General features: G+C 72.6%; 13 protein-coding genes. 12 read left to right on the forward strand and 1 reads right to left on the reverse strand.

Features of this window, described 5'->3' with window-relative positions; translation table 11 throughout:
* Positions 1 to 91 precede the first annotated feature (91 nt).
* The 7 genes from KGS77_RS07425 to KGS77_RS07455 all read left to right on the forward strand — a co-directional run bounded on the left by KGS77_RS07425 (position 92) and on the right by KGS77_RS07455 (position 6,427).
* Positions 92 to 1,156 carry a DUF4349 domain-containing protein gene (locus KGS77_RS07425; protein WP_242579638.1) on the forward strand — a complete coding sequence of 355 codons (1,065 nt, stop codon included), beginning with the start codon at positions 92 to 94 and terminating at the stop codon, positions 1,154 to 1,156.
* A gap of 239 nt (positions 1,157 to 1,395) precedes the next feature.
* Entirely contained in the window at positions 1,396 to 1,869 is a 474-nt protein-coding gene (locus KGS77_RS07430; RefSeq protein ID WP_242579639.1) for a hypothetical protein, read from the forward strand.
* A gap of 46 nt (positions 1,870 to 1,915) precedes the next feature.
* Positions 1,916 to 2,218, forward strand: a complete 303-nt coding sequence (locus KGS77_RS07435; RefSeq protein ID WP_242579640.1) for a hypothetical protein — start codon at positions 1,916 to 1,918, stop codon at positions 2,216 to 2,218.
* A 32-nt stretch (positions 2,219 to 2,250) separates the two neighbouring features.
* A complete protein-coding gene (locus KGS77_RS07440; protein ID WP_242579642.1) occupies positions 2,251 to 3,042 on the forward strand; it encodes a hypothetical protein in 792 nt (263 codons plus the stop codon).
* Entirely contained in the window at positions 3,039 to 3,272 is a 234-nt protein-coding gene (locus KGS77_RS07445; protein ID WP_242579645.1) for a hypothetical protein, read from the forward strand. The genes KGS77_RS07440 and KGS77_RS07445 overlap by 4 nt, the downstream gene beginning before the upstream one ends.
* Positions 3,273 to 3,457: 185 nt before the next feature.
* Entirely contained in the window at positions 3,458 to 4,894 is a 1,437-nt protein-coding gene (locus tag KGS77_RS07450; protein ID WP_242579647.1) for an aldehyde dehydrogenase family protein, read from the forward strand.
* A 153-nt stretch (positions 4,895 to 5,047) separates the two neighbouring features.
* Positions 5,048 to 6,427 (forward strand): FAD-dependent oxidoreductase, encoded by a 1,380-nt coding sequence (locus tag KGS77_RS07455; RefSeq protein ID WP_242579649.1) that lies wholly within the window; start codon positions 5,048 to 5,050, stop codon positions 6,425 to 6,427.
* Between the two features lie 34 nt (positions 6,428 to 6,461).
* Here the strand turns inward: KGS77_RS07455 and hemE are convergent, their stop codons facing one another.
* A complete protein-coding gene (gene hemE / locus KGS77_RS07460) occupies positions 6,462 to 7,529 on the reverse strand; it encodes a uroporphyrinogen decarboxylase (RefSeq protein WP_242579651.1) in 1,068 nt (355 codons plus the stop codon).
* A 102-nt stretch (positions 7,530 to 7,631) separates the two neighbouring features.
* Here hemE and KGS77_RS07465 point away from each other — a divergent pair, with 102 nt between their 5' ends.
* The 5 genes from KGS77_RS07465 to KGS77_RS07485 all read left to right on the forward strand — a co-directional run bounded on the left by KGS77_RS07465 (position 7,632) and on the right by KGS77_RS07485 (position 14,471).
* Positions 7,632 to 8,312: a DUF3000 domain-containing protein gene (locus KGS77_RS07465; protein WP_242579653.1), complete on the forward strand. Its 681-nt coding sequence runs from the start codon at positions 7,632 to 7,634 to the stop codon at positions 8,310 to 8,312.
* 493 nt (positions 8,313 to 8,805) lie between these two features.
* Entirely contained in the window at positions 8,806 to 9,468 is a 663-nt protein-coding gene (locus KGS77_RS07470; RefSeq protein ID WP_242579655.1) for a response regulator transcription factor, read from the forward strand.
* A gap of 78 nt (positions 9,469 to 9,546) precedes the next feature.
* Entirely contained in the window at positions 9,547 to 10,821 is a 1,275-nt protein-coding gene (locus KGS77_RS07475) for a ribonuclease D (RefSeq protein ID WP_242579656.1), read from the forward strand.
* Between the two features lie 306 nt (positions 10,822 to 11,127).
* Positions 11,128 to 12,348: an acetyl-CoA C-acyltransferase gene (locus KGS77_RS07480; protein WP_242579658.1), complete on the forward strand. Its 1,221-nt coding sequence runs from the start codon at positions 11,128 to 11,130 to the stop codon at positions 12,346 to 12,348.
* Positions 12,345 to 14,471: a 3-hydroxyacyl-CoA dehydrogenase NAD-binding domain-containing protein gene (locus tag KGS77_RS07485; RefSeq protein WP_242579660.1), complete on the forward strand. Its 2,127-nt coding sequence runs from the start codon at positions 12,345 to 12,347 to the stop codon at positions 14,469 to 14,471. Before KGS77_RS07480 ends, KGS77_RS07485 begins: the two co-directional genes overlap by 4 nt.
* The last annotated feature ends 61 nt before the right edge of the window (positions 14,472 to 14,532 follow it).

Below are 14,532 nucleotides of genomic sequence, written 5' to 3' on the forward strand. Positions count from 1 at the left end.
GCGCCCCGTCGAAGGGCCGACACCACCACACCACTTCGGGGGTCGGGGCATGCGGTTGACCAGGAACAGGGCAGGAAGGACGTACGGGGCGGTGCGCGGGACGGGCCGGAAACGACTCCGGGCGGGCCGGCCGACGGCGGGTGCGCTGCTGGCGGGTGCGCTGCTGGCGGTGTCGGTCGCGCTGACGAGCTGCGGCGCGGCCGGCGGAGGAGACGGCGGCTCGGACAAGCAGGGGTCCGCCGCGGAGCAGCGGGACACGGCGCAGCAGAACGGCGCCGCGCGGGCGCCGGGCGGCCCGGGGAACAGCACTGCGAGCAGCGGCAAGGGCTCCGGCAGCAGCGGCACCGGCAGCAACGCCGGCAAGGGAGCCGGGAAGACGGAACTCGCACCGGCCCACATCATCCGTACGGCCACCGTCACCGTGGAGACCAAGGACGTACCGGGCGCGCTGGCCAAGGCCCGTACGGCGGTCGAAGGCGCGGGCGGCTACGTCGGGAACGAATCCACCGACCGGGACGCCGAGGGGCACGACCGCTCGCGGATCACGCTGCGGGTGCCGCCCGACGAGTACGAGGCGGTACTCGGCCGGCTCTCCCGGCTCGGCAAGCTGCTGGGGCGCCAGGTCACGGCGAAGGACGTCACCGACGAGGTGGTGGACGTCGACAGCCGCGTCAAGTCCCAGCGGCAGAGCGTGAACCGGGTACGGGCCCTGATGGAGAAGGCGGCCAAAATCAGCGACATCGTCTCGCTGGAGTCGGAGCTGAGCACCCGCCAGGCCGAGCTGGAGTCGCTGGAGGCACGGCTGAAGTCGCTCCAGGAACGGACCGGGACGGCCACCGTCACACTGGTGCTGCGCGAGCCGGACGCGGCGCCGGACCAGGGCAGGGGAACGTCCTTCGGGGAGGCGCTGGGCGGCGGGTGGCACGCGTTCACCACGGCGGTGCGCTGGGTACTGGTCGCGATCGGCGCGGTGCTGCCGTTCGCGGCGGCGGGGGCCGTGCTGTTCGTCCTGTGGCGACTGCTGCGCGACCGGCTGCCGGGCCGTGCGCGGCCGTCGGGAGCCGCCGGTGCGCCGTCACGGCAGTCCTCCGCGACGGCCACGCCGGAGGCCGTACCGGAAGCCGCACCGGAGGGTGAAGCCCCGGGCGACCGTTGACAGCCCGCGCGTGGTGGGCAAAGACTCGGCACCGGTAACGACGATCTTCGGCCGGGCACCTCAGGACGGGCAGCGGGTAACAGCCGGTAAAGGGCTCGATGACGACCAGGGTGTGCGTAACGCACGCCGGCCGCCGGCGGCTCCGGTACAGGCCCGGCGGCCCTGTGCATCCGCATTCCCGTACGAGCGCCGGCCGCTGCCCCACGCCCACAGCCGGCACAAGACCTCACGGAGGAAACATGAGCGGTCCTGTCGATCCGAGAGTGGCGTACGCGGTGGCCGCCGAGCCTTCGCCGGGGCCTGTTCCCGGCCCCACCCCGGGCCCGTCACCGTCCGGGCCGGGGTCGGGTGGCGAAAGCCCGGGCCCGGAACCGTCGCCCTCGCCCAACCCCAGCCCCACCCCGCCGGCGCCGTGGGGTTCCGATCCGGATCTCGGCGTCACCACATCGTTCCTGCGCCGGCGGGCCGAGGCATGCGAGACGGCGTCCGAGACCATCCGCAAGACGCGGGGCGTGGCCGGGGACGCGGGCACGAGCCTGACCCGCGCGGCCGACGGCTGGAAGTTCACCGGCAGTCTCGACGAGCTGCAAAGCCGCTGGGAGTCGCTGAACACGTTCATCGTGCGGCGGCTCGACCAGGGAGCGACCAACTTCCGCCTCAGTGCGGATGCCTACGACGCCAACGAGGCACGCACCGCCTCCCAGTTTTCCTGAGAATCACCGACCGCTCACCGACCGCACCGGAACACGGGGACAGGACATGCCCGGCTTCACCGCACTGCTGCACCTCGACGTCGCAGGACTGGAGGCATTCGCCGACGAATGGGCGACGGTCCACCGGAAGCTGAAGGAGGCCCGGACGGGGTTCCACGACGACGTGGTGAGCCCCCTCCACAATGATCACTGGCGCGGCAAAGGCGGCCGTGCCGCCCAGGACTACTGCGACCGCGTCCAGATGGACATCGACGCTCTGGACGACGAGGTCAGGGCACTGCGGAAGTTCCTGGACACGGAGGCCGACGGTGCCACCGGACGCGGCGGCGTGAAGGGCCTCGCGGGCTGAAGCTGCGCGCCGAGCACCTCCAGCAGGAGGCGATGAACGAAGGAATGACGATCTCCGACTCCGGCGAGGTCCAGTGGGAGGTCATGTACGACCCGGACGACCCGGAGTCCCAGAAGATGCTCGACGGGATGAAGAAGACCGCGGACTCGCTGGAGACGCGGGTGCGAAAGTTGCTGGACGACGCCGATACGGACGACGACTGGCTGACGAAGAGCCTCAAGGTCATCTTCGGCACGGTCGACAACTTCGAGTCCGAGAACCGGGAATTCGGCATCGTGGAGCCCACCGCCAAGGACCGCAAGGTCCACAACCAGCTCAACAACGTCGCGGCCTATTTCGCCACCGTGAAGGGCTGGCCGACGGCCGCCGGCCTGGTCCAGCACTACCTGGACGGCAGCGGGAAGCCCGTCGAGGTCGAACCGCAGCAGATGATGGACGACATTCCCGCTTTCCGGAAGGACGTCGACGGCACGCTGGACAAGGACGTCCGCCAACGCGGGGACGGGCCGTTCACCACCGAGTGGTCCTCCACCGCCCCCGATACCAAGGACGGCGACCGCAGCATGGAGTGGTACTACGCGCTCAACCACTTCCAGTACCGTCTCGTCGGGGAGAAGGACGGTGGCGAGATCAAGTACCACGTCGAGGTCAGGAAACGTTACGACTGGGGGATCCCCAGCGAACACCGCGCCACGGTGTCCGGCGGTGCGGGGCCGCTGGGCATGGACCTGGAACAGGCCGACATCGCCCACCTCCACAGCTCCGGCATGGCCCAGGACTTCGACGTCTCCGGCTCGTCCGACGAGATGACGGCCCGCTCATGAAGGGACGGCACACAGCGGCCAGACAGCCGCGGCCGGAGCCGGACCGCACCGCCCGTCCGGCGCGCGGCGTGCTGAAGAAGTCGGCCCTGTGGGCCGGGCTCATCCTCTGTGTCGTCTTCATCGCCTGGGTGGCCTGGGGTTTTCTCCGGTTCGACCACGATGTCGAGCATCCCCGCGAAGGCGGCTTCTCCGGCTGGCAGTGCGACGCGGGCCGCGACTGCGGCTCCTGACGACAGGGCGGCCCCGGCTCGTTCCCGGCCCGGTCCCGGCTGTGCGCGCTCTTTCAGCTGTGCGCTCTCCCGGGCGGGCCGAGGTCACGGCGTACCCGCCCCCGCCGTCCGTCCTCCGGAGCGGCACGAGAGGATGAACCGCTCGTTCATTCCTCAACCGACACTTCAGCACCGGAGGTTGCGCGATGGCCCTGCTCGACCCGAACGACTGGCTCCTGCTGCACGGAGGCAAGGCCGAGGCGACCGAGCCCGCGACCGGTGAGGCCCTGGGTCTGCTCACCCTCGCCTCCCCCGACGACGTGGCCGAGGCGGCGGGCGCCGCCGCGCGGGCCCAGCGCGCCTGGGCCCGTACGCCGTACACCGAGCGTGCCGCGGTGCTGCGCCGGGCCGGTGACCTCATCCACCGGTACGCGCCGGAGATCTCCGGGTGGATCGTGCGCGAGGCGGGCAGCATCGCCGGCAAGGCGGACTTCGAGATACGGACCGCCGCCGAGGAGTGCTATGAGGCGGCGGCGCTCGCCCACCGCCCGCCGGGCCAGGTCCTGCCCTCCGCCGCGCCCCGGCTGTCCTACACCAGCCGGATGCCGGCCGGGGTGGTCGGCGTGATCGCGCCGTTCAACGTACCGCTGGTGCTGGCGATCCGCTCGGTGGCGCCGGCCCTGGCGCTGGGCAACGCGGTGGTCCTCAAGCCCGATCCGCGCACCGCGGTCTGCGGCGGGCACGTCCTGGCGGCCGTCTTCGCCCAGGCCGGTCTGCCCGAGGGGCTGCTGCACGTCCTGCCGGGCGCTGCCGAGGCGGGCCGGGCCCTGGTCACGGACCCGCACGTACGCGTCGTCTCCTTCACCGGCTCGACGTCCGCGGGACGTGAGGTCGGCGCGCTGGCCGCGCGCCACCTCAAGCGGGCGCACCTGGAGCTGGGCGGCAACAGCGCCTTCCTCGTCCTTGAGGACGCCGACCTGGACGCGGCGATGCCGAGCGCCGCCTGGGCCTCCTTCTTCCATCAGGGGCAGGTCTGCATGACGGCGGGCCGCCATCTGGTGCACGCCTCGCTGTACGACGCGTACGTGGAGCGGCTGGCGGCCAAGGCGGACGCCCTGGCGGTCGGGGACCCCTACCGCGAAGAGGTCCATCTCGGCCCGGTCATCGACCGCGGCCAGTTGGAGAAGATCGACGCGCTGGTCCGGGCCGCCGGTGCGGCCGGGGCCCGGGTCGCGGCCGGCGGCAACCACCGCGATCTCTTCTACCGCCCCACCGTCCTGGCCGAGCCCGCCTCCGGCGCCCCCTCCCCCGCGTACAGCCAGGAGGTCTTCGGGCCGGTCGCACCCGTACGGAGTTTCGAGACGCTGGACGAGGCGGTGGCGCTGGCGGCCGACACCGGGTACGGCCTGGCGCTGGGCATCGTGACCCGCGACGCCGCGCGCGCCCTGGAGCTGGCCGACCGCATCCCCACCGGCCTGCTGCACATCAACGACCAGACCGTCAACGACGAGCCGGTGGCGGCCTTCGGCGGGCTCGCCGACTCCGGCACCGGCTCGCGCTTCGGCGGCGAGGCCAACCTCGATGCGTTCACCGAGACCCGGTGGACGACGGTGCGGGCGACGCCCGCCGCGTACCCGTTCTGAGCCACGGCCCGGGAAGTCCCATGGCCACGGCCCCGTAGCCTTCGCTGTGACGTGACGTTCCGTGGGTACGCCGACAGGACGTCACGTCTTACGGGTCCCACGGGTTACGGGTCCCACGGGCAACCGGCGGGTACGGCGAAGGGAGCACACGCGATGGCGGAGCGACTGGTGATCATCGGGGGCGACGCGGCGGGAATGTCCGCCGCGTCGCAGGCCCGGCGGCTGAAGAAGCCGGACGAACTGGAGATCGTCGCGTTCGAACGCGGCCGGTACGCCTCCTACTCCGCCTGTGGCATCCCCTACTGGACGGGCGGCGCGGTCGACGGCCCCGACGAGCTGATCGCCCGTACGCCCGAGGAACACCGCTCCCGCGGCATCGACCTGCGGATGCGCACCGAGATCACCGAACTCGACCTGGACCGCGGCCGGGTGCGCGCCCGCGACCTGGACAACGGCGGCACCGAGTCCTGGACGGGCTTCGACAAGCTCGTCCTGGCCACCGGTGCCGTACCGGTGCGGCCCGGCCTGCCCGGCATCGACGCACCCAATGTGCACGGCGTGCAGACGCTGGACGACGGACAGGCACTCCTGGAGACCCTGAAGGAGGCCGGGGGCGACCGGGCGGTGGTCGTCGGCGCGGGCTACATCGGCGTGGAGATGGCCGAGGCGCTGGTCCGGCGCGGCTACCGGGTCACGGTCCTGGAGCGCGGCGAGCAGCCGATGTCCACCCTCGACCCGGACATGGGCGAGCTGGTGTACGAGGCGATGTGCGGGCTGGGCATCGAGACGGTGCGCGGTGCGACGGTCACCGAGGTCCGTACCGACGAGCGGGGGCGGGCGCGGGCGGTGGCCACCGAGGACGCCGAGTACCCCGCGGACGTCGTCGTGCTGGGCATGGGCGTACGGCCGCAGACCGCGCTCGCCCGGGCGGCCGGGCTGCCGCTGGGCGAGTCCGGCGGGCTGCTCACCGACCTGTCGATGCGGGTGCGCGGGCAGGAGCACATCTGGGCGGGCGGCGACTGCGTGGAGGTGCTGGACCTGGTCTCCGGCCGCACCCGGCACATCGCGCTGGGCACCCACGCCAACAAGCACGGCCAGGTCATCGGCGCGAACGTGGGCGGCGGGTACGCGACCTTCCCCGGCGTCGTCGGGACGGCCGTCAGCAAGGTGTGCGACCTGGAGATCGCCCGTACCGGGCTGCTGGAGGCCCAGGCGAAGGCGGTCGGGCTGAAGTTCGTCACCGCGACGGTGGAGTCCACCAGCCGGGCCGGGTACTTCCCCGGCGCCCGGCCCATGCACGTCAAGCTGCTGGCCGAGCGGCGCACCGGGCGCCTGCTGGGCGCGCAGATCGTGGGCCGGGAGGGCGCCGGCAAGCGGGTGGACGTCGCGGCGGTCGCGCTGACGGCCCGGATGACGGTGGAGGAGATGACGGCCCTGGACCTCGGCTACGCGCCGCCGTTCTCCCCGGTCTGGGACCCGGTGCTGGTCGCCGCCCGCAAGGCGACGGCGGCGGTACGGGCCGCGGGCGCCTGACCGGGCGGCGGGCGGCCCACTCGTAGGCGTACGGTCAGCGGGCGGTCTGCTCGTGCACGTACGCGACCAGGCGGGTCAGGGCGTCCGGGTCGGTGTCCGGCAGCACGCCGTGGCCCAGGTTGAAGACATGGCCCTCCAGGCCGGCCGCCGCGTCCAGCACCTCACGGGTCTTGGCCTCGACGGCCTCGCGCGGGGCGAACAGGACGGCGGGGTCGAGATTGCCCTGGAGCGCCTTGCCGGGGCCGACCCGGCGGGCGGCCTCGTCCAGCGGGACCCGCCAGTCCACGCCGACCACGTCCGCGCCGGCCTCGCCGAGCAGGCCGAGCAGTTCGCCGGTGCCGACGCCGAAGTGGATGCGCGGGACGCCGTACCCGGCGACCGAGGAGAAGACCTTGGCGGAGGCGGGCAGCACCCGGGCCCGGTAGTCGGCCGGGGCCAGCGCGCCGACCCAGGAGTCGAAGAGCTGCACGGCGCTCGCGCCCGCCTCGATCTGCACCTTCAAGAAGGCGGAGGTGATGCCCGCCAGGCGGTCCAGCAGGTCGGCCCAGAGCTGCGGGTCGCCGTACATGAGCGCCTTGGTGTGCTCGTGGTTGCGGGAGGGGCCGCCCTCGACGAGGTAGCTGGCCAGGGTGAAGGGCGCGCCGGCGAAGCCGATGAGCGGGGTGGCGCCCAGCTCGCCGACGAGCATCCGTACCGCCTCGGTGACGTAGGAGACGTCCTCGGGCTCCAGCGGGCGCAGCCGCTCCAGGTCGGCGCGGGTGCGGATGGGCCGGGCCACCACCGGGCCGACGCCCGGCTTGATGTCCAGGTCGACACCGATGGCCTTCAGGGGCACGACGATGTCGCTGAAGTAGATGGCGGCGTCCACGCCGTGCCGGCGCACCGGCTGGAGCGTGATCTCGGTGACCAGCTCGGGCCGCATGCACGACTCCAGCATCGCGGTGCCCTCACGGGCCTTGCGGTACTCGGGCAGGGAGCGCCCGGCCTGCCGCATGAACCACACGGGCGTGTGCGGCACCGGTTCGCGCCGGCACGCCTTGAGGAAAGCCGAGTCGTACGTCGCGGTCTGCTGCTGGCCCGTAGGGGCGTCGTTGGCGCTCACGTCCCAAATCTTCGCATGCACGCCCGGACGCCTCCGAATGGGCGACGCGCGTACCGGGTGTCCTCCCCGGATGCGCGCCCGCTTCCGCCTAACCTTCCGGGCATGGCTGCGGCTCACGGACACCTCGCGGACGGCGCGGACGGCGCGGACACCACCCCGGCTCCCTTCCGTCAGGCGGTCCAGGCGCTGCGCGCCGCACGGACGCGGCTCGAGGTGGAGGTCGAGCCGATGCCGGCGCCCAAACGCCTGGCACCCTACGCCTGCGCGTTCCAGGCGTCGGTGCTGGAGCGGGGCGGCACGGGGGCGCAGGGGGAGGGAGAGGAACTGGCGGACGGCAGATTCGTCCTCCTGTACGACCCGGCCGGGCACGACGCGTGGCGGGGCACCTTTCGCGTGGTGACGCTGGCGCGCGCGGAGCTGGAGCCGGAGATGGGCGCGGACCCGCTGCTGCCGGAGGTGTCCTGGTCCTGGCTGACGGGGGCGCTGGAGGCGCGCGGGGTGCTGTACGGGGAGCCGAGCGGCACGGTGACGCGCGCCGGCTCGTCCTACTTCGGCGGGCTGGCGGAACAGGAGCCCTCGACGCAGATCGAGATCCGGGCGTCCTGGACGCCGGCCGGGGAGCCGGAGGGCGGGTCGCAGGCGCCGCCGGACCTGGGGGCGCATCTGGTGGCGTGGTGCGATCTGCTGTGCCAGGTGGCGGGGCTGCCGCCGCTGCCGCAGGACACCTCCTCGCTCGGCGGGGTGGTACCGCTGCCGCAGCGCCGGGGGCCGCAGCCGACCTGAGCGGGCCACACGGCCGCGCCACCCGGCTCCGCCCTGAGCCCTCCCCGGCCCCTTCCGGCCCCTTCCCTGCCCCTTCCCGGGCCCGGTCCGCCCGCCCGGCCGCCCCCTCGCCTCACCGCCGAGGGCGCGCGCGGGCGTCCGCGCTCCCCGGTTCCGCGCCCCGGGCTCCGCGCCCGCCGTCCCGTGCTCCCGGCCTCCCCCTCCCGCCCGCCACCTGACGCGGCCCGCCGTCGTTCTTTGTTCACGCCGTCTGCCGCCCCTGTGCACGCGGCTCGTTTCCTGCTGTGCGCCCCCGGATGCGCCCGTTTGTGCCCCGGCCGCGCCCCAGTCGATCACGCATCCGATTTGCCCGAATTGCCCCTAACTAAATCGTGATCAAACTCTAAAGTCAGGCCGGTTGGCTGCCGAAGAGGTCAGTGACCCTTCAAACACGGACTGTTCCGACTCGTCCCGGAAGTCGGCTTCCGTTCCGCCACTCCCCCCAGGAGGCCCGGTGTCTGTTCTCCTCGAGCAACCTTCGAGCCTGGTCGCCTACCGCCCGAACAAGCCGACGGCCATGGTCGTCGTGGCCGACCCTCGCGTCCGCTCCACCGTCACCCGCCACCTGTGGGCCCTCGGAGTACGTGACGTGATCGAGGCGTCGTCCATCGCGGAGGCCCGTCCCCGCGTCGGCAACCCGCGCGACATCTGCGTTGCCGACGTCCACCTTCCCGACGGCTCCGGCCTGACGCTGCTGTCCGAGACGCGGGCGGCGGGCTGGCCCAACGGCCTGGCCCTGTCCGCCGCCGACGACATCGGAGCCGTCCGCAACGCCCTGGCCGGCGGCGTCAAGGGATATGTCGTCACCGGCACCCGTACGAACCTCGGACTCCCGGGCCGCCCCGGCGCCGCGCCCATCGGCGCCAACGCTGCCCGTATGCACCGCCGCCCGCCGGGCACCCCCGGCCACCCGGGCGGCTACCGCGAACTGTCGGGCCGTGAGGTCGAGGTGCTGCGGCTGGTGGCGGAGGGCCAGTCCAACAAGGCCATCGGCGTCTCGATGGGCCTGTCCGCGCTGACCGTCAAGAGCCACCTCGCCCGGATCGCCCGCAAGCTGGGCACCGGCGATCGCGCCGGGATGGTCGCGGTGGCACTGCGTACCGGCATCATCCACTGACCCTTTTACGCGTCCGCCGCGCCCGTCGAGGGAACGTTCCCTCGACGGGCGCACTGCATACACAGATACTCTTGACCGGTGACCGACGCCCAAAAGACCGCAGAAGACACGACACTGCGAACCTCCGAGGACTCCCCTCCGGAAGCCCGCACGGCGCCGGTCCCCCTGTTGGAGCCCCGCGAGGGCATCCCCCCGGTGGTCGCCACCGAGGAGGCACTCGCCGAGGTCGTGGCCGCCTTCGCCGGTGGCACCGGGCCGGTCGCCGTGGACGCCGAACGGGCCTCCGGCTACCGCTACGGCCAGCGCGCCTACCTCGTACAGTTGCGCCGCGAGGGGGCGGGCAGCGCCCTGATCGACCCCGTGGGCTGCCCCGACCTGTCGGTGCTGGGCGAGGCCATCGGCGATGCCGAATGGGTTCTGCACGCCGCGACCCAGGACCTGCCCTGCCTGCGGGACATAGGCATGATCCCGGACCGCCTCTTCGACACCGAGCTGGCCGGACGGCTCGCGGGCTTCGCCCGGGTCGGGCTCGGCGCGATGGTCGAGAACGTTCTCGGCTACGCCCTGGAGAAGGGTCACTCGGCCGTCGACTGGTCCACCCGCCCGCTGCCCGAGCCCTGGCTGCGCTACGCCGCGCTGGACGTGGAGCTGCTGGTGGACCTGCGGGACGCGCTGGAGGAGGAGCTGCGGCGGCAGGGCAAGCTGGAGTGGGCGCACCAGGAGTTCGCGGCCATCGCCGCGGCGCCGCCCGCCCCGCCCCGCAAGGACCCCTGGCGGCGTACGTCGGGCATGCACAAGGTCCGCCGCCGCCGGCAGATGGCGGTCGTACGGGAGCTGTGGACGGCCCGGGACCAGGTCGCCCAGCGGCGCGACATCTCGCCCGGCAAGGTGCTGGGCGACGCCGCCATCGTCGAGGCGGCCCTGAACCTGCCGCCCAACGCCCACGCGCTGGCGGCCCTGCCCGGCTTCGGCCACCGCATGGGCCGGCGCCAGCTCGAACAGTGGCAGGCGGCGGTCGACCGGGCCCGCGCGCTGCCCGAGAGCGAGCTGCCGCAGCCCGGGCAGCCGCTCAACGGCCCGCCGCCGCCCCGGTCGTGGGCGGACAAGGACCCGGCCGCCGCGGCCCGGCTCACCGCGGCCCGTACGGCGGTCAGCGCGCTCGCCGAACGGCTGAACCTGCCCCAGGAGAACCTGATCACCCCGGACACGGTCCGCCGGCTGTGCTGGGAGCCGCCCGCCGACCCGGCCCCGGACGCGGTGGCCGCGGCGCTCGCGGCCCGGGGCGCCCGCCCCTGGCAGGTCGAACAGGTGGCACCGGTCCTGGCCGAGGCCCTGCGGACCCCGACGGCCTGACGCCGCCGCGCCAGCCTCTCATTTTTCCCGTCCCCGGTCACCGGCAGGCGCTCCGCCCGCCCGGTGGCCGGGGACGTCTGCCGTGTCCGCCGGGGCGCCCCTCACCTCCCCGGACGCCTTTTCCCTCCCCCTGCCGGGCCGCGTGGCCCGGCGGACGGAACGGTGCGGTCCGCCGGACGGTGTGACGTTCGCCGCTTGGCCCGAGGGGGCTGGGCAGCTTGGTTACCCGTAAGTAGCATGAAGGCGTGACGCGCGCCCCCGGCGCGCCGTGCAGCAGTGCCATCCCGCACCTGGAGGAGAGCCAACGTGCCTCGTACCGCTAGGGACGTCGTCTTCGTCGACGGCGTCCGCACCCCGTTCGGCAAGGCGGGCCCGAAGGGCATCTACCACGAGACCCGCGCCGACGACCTGGTCGTCAAGTGCATCCGGGAGCTGCTGCGCCGCAACCCGGACCTCGACCCGGCCCGTATCGACGAGGTCGCCCTCGCCGCCACGACCCAGATCGGCGACCAGGGCCTGACCCTGGGCCGTACCGCCGGAATCCTGGCCGGTCTCCCGCAGTCCGTGCCCGGCTTCTCCGTGGACCGGATGTGCGCCGGCGCGATGACCGCCGTGACCAGCGTCGCCGGTGGCGTGGCCTTCGGCGCGTACGACATCGCGGTGGCCGGCGGCGTCGAGCACATGGGCCGTCACCCCATGGGCGAGGGCGTGGACCCCAACCCGCGCTTCGTCTCCGAGAAGCTGGTCGACCAGTCCGCCCTCTTCATGGGCATGACGGCGGAGAACCTCCACGACCGCTTCCCGCACCTGACCAAGCAGCGGGCCGACGAGTACGCGGTGCGCAGCCAGGAGAAGGCCGCCAAGGCGTACGCCGACGGCAAGATCCAGGCCGACCTGGTACCGATCTCGGTGCGCCGCACCAGCGCCGAGGCCGGCGAGACCGGCTGGGGCCTGGCGACCGCCGACGAGCCGATGCGCCCGGGCACCACGCTGGAGAACCTGGCGAACCTCAAGACCCCCTTCCGCCCGCACGGCCGGGTCACCGCGGGCAACGCGGCGGGCCTGAACGACGGCGCCACCGCCTCGCTGATCGCCGCCGAGGACGTGGCCCGCGAGCTGGGCCTGCCGGTCAAGATGCGCCTGGTGGACTACGCCTTCGCGGGCGTGGAGCCCGAGGTCATGGGCATCGGCCCGGTCCCGGCGACCGAAAAGGCGCTGGCCAAGGCCGGTCTGACGATCGACGACATCGGCCTGTTCGAGATCAACGAGGCGTTCGCCGTCCAGGTGCTGTCGCTGCTGGACCACTACGGCATCGCGGACGACGACCCGCGCGTCAACCAGTACGGCGGCGCCATCGCCTTCGGCCACCCGCTCGCCTCCTCCGGCGTGCGTCTGATGACGCAGCTCGCGCGGCAGTTCGAGGAGCAGCCGCACGTCCGTTACGGCATCACGACCATGTGCGTCGGCTTCGGCATGGGCGGCACGGTCATCTGGGAGAACCCGCACTTCGAGGGAGCAGGCAAGTGACCACCACCACCGAGCTGTTGAAGGGTGCGGCCGAGCTGTTCCCGGACGAGGTCGTCACCCAGGCGCACGTACGGCACCTGGAGCTGCCCGGCGCCGGCACCTTCGCGCTGATCACGCTGGACAACGGCCTGGACCACACCAAGCCGACCACCTTCGGCCCGCAGTCGCTGGCGAACCTGAACACCGCGATCGACCAGGTCGAGGCGGAGGCCAAGGACGGAAAGATCACCGGCGTCGGCATCACCGGCAAGCCGTTCATCTTCGCCGTCGGCGCCGACCTCAAGGGCGTGGAGCTGCTCAAGCGCCGCGAGGACGCGCTGGCCATCGGCAAGGGCGGCCACGACGTCTTCAAGCGGCTGTCGGGCCTGGCCGTGCCGACCTTCGCGTACTACAACGGCGCCGCGATGGGCGGCGGCGTCGAGGTCGGTCTGCACTGCACGTACCGCACCGTCTCCAAGGCGCTGCCCGCCTTCTCGCTGCCCGAGGTCTTCCTCGGTCTGGTGCCCGGCTGGGGCGGCTGCGTCCTGCTGCCGAACCTGATCGGCGCCGACCGCGCGGTCTCGGTGATCATCGAGAACTCGCTCAACCAGAACAAGCAGCTCAAGGGCCAGCAGGTATTCGACCTCGGTATCGCCGACGCGATCTTCGAGGGCGCGGACTTCCTGGAGCAGTCGCTGCTGTGGACCGCCTCGGTCCTCAAGGGCGACACCGAGGTCGTACGGGCCGACGTCGACCGCGGTGAGGCGTGGGACCAGGCCGTCCAGCGCGGCAAGGGCATCGCGGACGGCAAGGTGCACGGCGCCGCCCCGGCCGCCTACCGCGCGCTGGACATCATCGCCGCCGCCAAGAACGGCGACCTGCGCCAGGGCTTCGACGCCGAGGACCAGGCCCTCGCCGACCTGATCATGGGTGGCGAGCTGCGCAGCGGCATCTACTCCTTCAACCTGGTGCAAAAGCGCGCCAAGCGCCCGGCCGGCGCCCCGGACAAGTCCCTGGCCCGCCCGGTGACCAAGGTGGGCGTGGTCGGCGCGGGCCTGATGGCCTCGCAGCTCGCGCTGCTGTTCGCGCGCCGCCTGGAGGTGCCGGTGGTGCTCACCGACATCGACCAGGAGCGCATCGACAAGGGCGTGAAGTACGTCCACGACGAGATCGACAAGCTGCTCCTGAAGGGCCGCGTCAACCAGGACAAGGCCAACCGCCTCAAGGGCCTGGTGACCGGCCACCTCGACAAGGCCGCCGCCTTCGGCGACGCGGACTTCGTCATCGAGGCCGTCTTCGAGGAGATGGGCGTCAAGCAGCAGGTGTTCGCCGAGGTCGAGGCGGTCGTGCCGGAGCACGCCATCCTCGCCACGAACACCTCGTCCCTCTCGGTCACCGAGATGGCGTCCAAGCTCAAGCACCCCGAGCGGGTCGTGGGCTTCCACTTCTTCAACCCGGTCGCGATCCTGCCGCTGCTGGAGATCGTGCGCGCGGAGAAGACCGACGACGCGTCGCTGGCCACCGCCTTCTCCGTCGCCAAGTCGCTGAAGAAGACGGCCGTGCTGGTCAAGGACGCCCCGGCGTTCGTGGTCAACCGCATCCTGACCCGCTTCATGGGCGAGATCCAGAACGTCATCGACGAGGGCACCCCCGTGGAGACCGCCGAGAAGGCCGTCGAGCCGCTCGGTCTGCCGATGTCGCCGCTGGTGCTGCTGGAGCTGGTCGGCCCGGCGATCGGCCTGCACGTCTCCGAGACGCTGCACGGCGCCTTCCCGGACCGCTTCACCGTCTCGCCGAACCTGGCCGCGGTGGTCAAGGCCGGCAAGCGCGGCTTCTATGTGTACGACTCCGGCAAGCCGGAGCTGGACCCCGAGGTCAAGGCGCTGCTCAAGCAGGGCGACACCGTCCTGACCGAGGAGCAGGTCCGCGACCGCGTCCTGGACGCCGTCGCACAGGAGATCGGCCTGATGCTGGAGGAGGGCGTGGTCGCCGAGGCGCAGGACATCGACCTGTGCCTGATCACCGGCGCCGGCTGGCCCTTCCACCTGGGCGGCATCACGCCGTACCTGGACCGTACGGGCGTCTCCGAGCGCGTCAACGGCAAGAAGTTCCTGGCCCCGGGCGTGGCGAGCGTCCCCGCGTAAACCCCGGGACCTTTGTCCCACCCTTCCGGTGCCCGGCCGGGAGCACGGCACGTGCCACGCT

The sequence above is a fragment of the Streptomyces sp. MST-110588 genome (assembly GCF_022695595.1).
In the GTDB taxonomy this organism is placed as follows: Bacteria; Actinomycetota; Actinomycetes; order Streptomycetales; family Streptomycetaceae; genus Streptomyces.

Bases quoted from the DNA above. Each gene is read 5' to 3' on its own strand.
- KGS77_RS07445 (WP_242579645.1), top strand. From the start codon at position 3,039: ATGAAGGGACGGCACACAGCGGCCAGACAGCCGCGGCCGGAGCCGGAC.
- KGS77_RS07455 (WP_242579649.1), top strand. From the start codon at position 5,048: ATGGCGGAGCGACTGGTGATCATCGGGGGCGACGCGGCGGGAATGTCC.
- KGS77_RS07435 (WP_242579640.1), top strand. From the start codon at position 1,916: ATGCCCGGCTTCACCGCACTGCTGCACCTCGACGTCGCAGGACTGGAG.
- KGS77_RS07440 (WP_242579642.1), top strand. From the start codon at position 2,251: ATGAACGAAGGAATGACGATCTCCGACTCCGGCGAGGTCCAGTGGGAG.
- KGS77_RS07430 (WP_242579639.1), top strand. From the start codon at position 1,396: ATGAGCGGTCCTGTCGATCCGAGAGTGGCGTACGCGGTGGCCGCCGAG.
- KGS77_RS07450 (WP_242579647.1), top strand. From the start codon at position 3,458: ATGGCCCTGCTCGACCCGAACGACTGGCTCCTGCTGCACGGAGGCAAG.
- KGS77_RS07465 (WP_242579653.1), top strand. From the start codon at position 7,632: ATGGCTGCGGCTCACGGACACCTCGCGGACGGCGCGGACGGCGCGGAC.